The sequence below is a fragment of the Methylobacterium sp. WL120 genome (assembly GCF_008039465.1).
Taxonomy (GTDB): domain Bacteria; phylum Pseudomonadota; class Alphaproteobacteria; order Rhizobiales; family Beijerinckiaceae; genus Methylobacterium; species Methylobacterium cerastii.
The window spans coordinates 1-3,337 of record NZ_VRUT01000276.1; the positions used below are offsets into that span (position 1 = coordinate 1).

At 69.2% G+C, this 3,337-nt stretch carries 4 protein-coding genes; 3 read left to right on the forward strand and 1 reads right to left on the reverse strand.

Features of this window, described 5'->3' with window-relative positions; genetic code table 11:
- The first annotated feature begins 345 nt into the window (after positions 1–345).
- Entirely contained in the window at positions 346–678 is a 333-nt protein-coding gene (locus FV229_RS26065; RefSeq protein WP_246688352.1) for a hypothetical protein, read from the forward strand.
- Between the two features lie 13 nt (positions 679–691).
- Here the strand turns inward: FV229_RS26065 and rpmF are convergent, their stop codons facing one another.
- Positions 692–880 (reverse strand): 50S ribosomal protein L32, encoded by a 189-nt coding sequence (gene rpmF, locus FV229_RS26070; RefSeq protein WP_147754699.1) that lies wholly within the window; start codon positions 878–880, stop codon positions 692–694.
- A gap of 503 nt (positions 881–1,383) precedes the next feature.
- On the opposite strand from rpmF, the gene FV229_RS26075 reads away from it, so the two are divergent.
- Both FV229_RS26075 and FV229_RS26080 read left to right on the forward strand, forming a co-directional pair.
- Complete coding sequence (locus tag FV229_RS26075; protein ID WP_147754700.1) at positions 1,384–2,505, forward strand: PAS domain-containing protein; 1,122 nt, start codon at positions 1,384–1,386, stop codon at positions 2,503–2,505.
- On the forward strand, positions 2,502–2,951 hold the full coding sequence (locus FV229_RS26080) for a response regulator (RefSeq protein ID WP_147754701.1): 450 nt from the start codon (positions 2,502–2,504) through the stop codon (positions 2,949–2,951). The genes FV229_RS26075 and FV229_RS26080 overlap by 4 nt, the downstream gene beginning before the upstream one ends.
- The last annotated feature ends 386 nt before the right edge of the window (positions 2,952–3,337 follow it).

The following is a 3,337-nucleotide window of genomic DNA, read 5'->3' on the forward strand; positions in this document are numbered from 1 at the left end:
CCCCCGTCCAGGCCGCCGGCACCGACCTCGACGACCTCAAGCGCCAGATGCTGGCGATGCAGGAACGCCTCGAGGCGCTGGCGAAGAAGTAGGGCCAAAGAACTCCACGCCCGTCTTCCCTCCCCCCTCTGCGGGGGAGGGTGGGCCTCGCGTCAAGGAGGGTCGGGAGAGGAGAGCGCTATGTCGGGAGAGGTCGCTCCCCTCTCCCGACCCGCTTCGTGGGCCACCCTCCCCCGCAGAAGGGGAGGGAAGTCGTGGCGCCTGCCCCGATAAAAGGTTGACGAACCGTTAACGTCGGCCCCACCCTTGCAGCGCCGGTCCGGGTTGGGCCGGGGGATGCGGGCGATGATGCAGATCGGGACATTCGGGCGTGTCGGCACGGTACGGGCGACCGTGCGGCCGCAGGCGCCGGGGTCCGAGTCGCAATCTTCCGAACCGCAAGAAGCCTCCGGATCGAATGTGTCCGCGCCCACCCGCGCCCTGGTGGCGATCGCCGGGGGCCGGGACGAGGCAGCCCAGGACGCGCCAACGCCAAAAGCCCGCGGCGGCACGCGGCCGCTCGCAGGCTTTCTGACTCAGGTGATCGTGGCGTCCGATCCGACCCTGCGGCCGTCGCGGCTGGAGCGCACCGGGATCGCGGCCGCGCGCTACGCCGAGACGGCGCGGCTCACGGCCTGATTCCCAAGGCTACTCAGGCTTCGGTCGACTTGACCGTGAGCACCTGGCGGCCGCGATACATGCCGGTCTTCAGGTCGATGTGGTGGGGGCGGCGCAGCTCGCCCGAATCCTTGTCCGTCACGTAGGTCGGCGCCTTGAGGGCGTCGGCCGAGCGGCGCATGCCGCGACGGGAGGGGGAGGTTTTGCGCTTCGGAACGGCCATGACGGGAAATCCTTGCGGTCTGGCGCCAAAGCGGCGCCCGGGCGTCTCCCGGCCGGGATCGCCTCGCGCACCGCTCGATACGGAGATTCGAAGGCGCGCTTATAGCGGGGGCGCCGGGGCGTGGCTAGGGGGCGCGTGCGACCAAGCTGCCGGACACGCTCGATGTTGGACTTTGGTCCAAGATCGCGGCCGAGCAAGACAGTGGCAGGCGCCGACGGCACCGGGCGCGTGCTAGCTGAGACTTGACAGTTCTGCCGTGATGGCCTGCGGTGGGCGGGGTGCCATGGCGACGGCCCGAAGGCGTCGCCGCGACGGGAAAGTCCGCCGCGTCCAGAATTCTTTGAACCTTTTTTCCTCCACGACCCGTTAAGCTTGCGGCCGACCCGCCCGCTCGCCTCCAAGCACGACGGTTCGCCTTCTGGACTTCCTAAAAAGGTGCCCTCGCGGCACCGGCCGACGCCGCACGGTGGATGCGGTCCGCGCCCTGAGAGAGATCACGATCGATGGAATCGTCCGATGCGTGGCGCCAGACCGGCGGCCTCGACACCGAGCAGGGCAAGGGCGACCCGTTCGCTGCCGCCGTCCGCGCCACGCGGATGGCGATGATCATCACCGATCCGCGCCTGCCCGACAACCCGATCGTCTTCGCCAACGACGCGTTCCTGCGGATGACGGGCTACGAGCGCGGCGAGGTCATGGGCCGCAACTGCCGCTTCCTGCAGGGCGCCAACACCGATCGCGGCGCGGTCGCGCTCATCCGCGAGGCGGTGACGGCGGGGCGCGACATCGCCATCGACATCCTGAACTACCGCAAGGACGGCGCCCCGTTCTGGAACGCGCTGTACCTCAGCCCGGTGACGAACGAGGGCGGCGAGGTGCCCTACTTCTTCGCCTCGCAGCTCGACGTGACCGACCGCGTCGACGCCCACCTGAAGGTCGAGCAGGAGAAGGCCCATTTCGAGGCCGAGGTGGCCAAGCGCACCCAGGACCTGAGCCAGTCCCTGGCGACGCAGACCATGTTGGTCCACGAGGTCGATCACCGGGTCAAGAACAACCTCCAGATGATCGCCGCCCTGCTCGCCATGCAGACCAAGGCCATCACCGACCCGTCGGCGCGCGCGGCGATGGAGATGATGCTGACGCGGGTCGAGGCGCTGGGCATCGTGCATCGGCGGCTCTACCAGTCGAACGATGTCGAGCGCTTCGACGTCGCCGAGTTCGCCCGCGACCTCTCCACCGACCTGGTGCGGGGCTCGGGCCGCGACGGCATCCGCCTGCACCTCGACCTCGAGGCGGTGGAGGTGCCGGTCTCGAAGGCGCCGCCGGTGGCGCTGATGATGAACGAGCTCATCACCAACGCGCTCAAGCACGCCTTCCCCGGCGATCGCCCCGGCCGGCTCTCGGTGACGGTCGCACCGGACGGGAAGTACTTCGCCATCAGAATCGCCGACGACGGCGTCGGCATGCCCGTGGAGGTGATGAAGAAACGCTCCTTCGGCAAGCGCCTGATCGGCACCCTGTGCCGCCAGCTCAACGCCAGCATCGCGTGGCAATCCAACGAGCCGGGGACCACGGTCAACATTCGCCTGCCGCGCGAGATGCCAGACAGTTCGGAGACGCCGTGAGCGACCCGCTGCGGATCCTGGTCGTGGAGGATGAGGCCCTCATCCTGATGCAGATCGAGATGATGCTCGAGGAGGCCGGGCACAGCGTGGTCGGCACCGCGATGACGGCGGCCGAGGCCATCGCCCAGATCGAGGCCTGTCGGCCCGAGCTGGTGCTGATCGACCTGCGCCTTGCAGACGGCTCTTCCGGCCTCGAGGTGGCGCAGGCGATCCGTGAGCGCGACGGCATCACCGCCGCCTTCATGACCGCCAACGCGCGCCAGCTCTCCGAGGAGATGGAGGGCGCGACCGCGGTGATCGCAAAACCCTTCAGCGAGGCGGTGCTGGAAGACGCGCTCGCCTACCTCAAGGCCTGCGTGCGCCGTCCGCCGCCGAGCGAGCCGGTGCCGAACGGCATGCGGATCTCGGCCGAATGCCTCGCGCGCTTCGACGCCATGCGGCACTGAGCGTCCGACCCGGATCGAGAACCGAACCGGGAACGGAGTGCGCGCGACCGGACTTGGAACCCAATCGGACTAGGAACCCAATCGGACTCGGAACCCAATCGGACTCGGAACCCAATCGGACTTGGAACCCTATCGGACTTGGAACCCAATCGGACTTGGAACCGGCGACTGGGGCGGCGTGCCGCAGCGTTAAGCCGCGGTTCAACCGCTCCGGCTCACACCACGCTCCGTCGGCGCCGGGTACCGGGCCGCCGTCCCTTCGGGAGGACCACCATGGCCACGTCGTTCCTGCGCACCTTCGCACTCCTGTCCTGCCTGGCCGCCGCGCCGGCGCTGGCGCAGAGCCCCGCCCCCGCGACCCCGACCAAGCCGGGAGCGATGGCGCC

Bases quoted from the DNA above. Each gene is read 5' to 3' on its own strand.
- rpmF (WP_147754699.1), bottom strand. From the start codon at position 880: ATGGCCGTTCCGAAGCGCAAAACCTCCCCCTCCCGTCGCGGCATGCGC.
- FV229_RS26065 (WP_246688352.1), top strand. From the start codon at position 346: ATGATGCAGATCGGGACATTCGGGCGTGTCGGCACGGTACGGGCGACC.
- FV229_RS26075 (WP_147754700.1), top strand. From the start codon at position 1,384: ATGGAATCGTCCGATGCGTGGCGCCAGACCGGCGGCCTCGACACCGAG.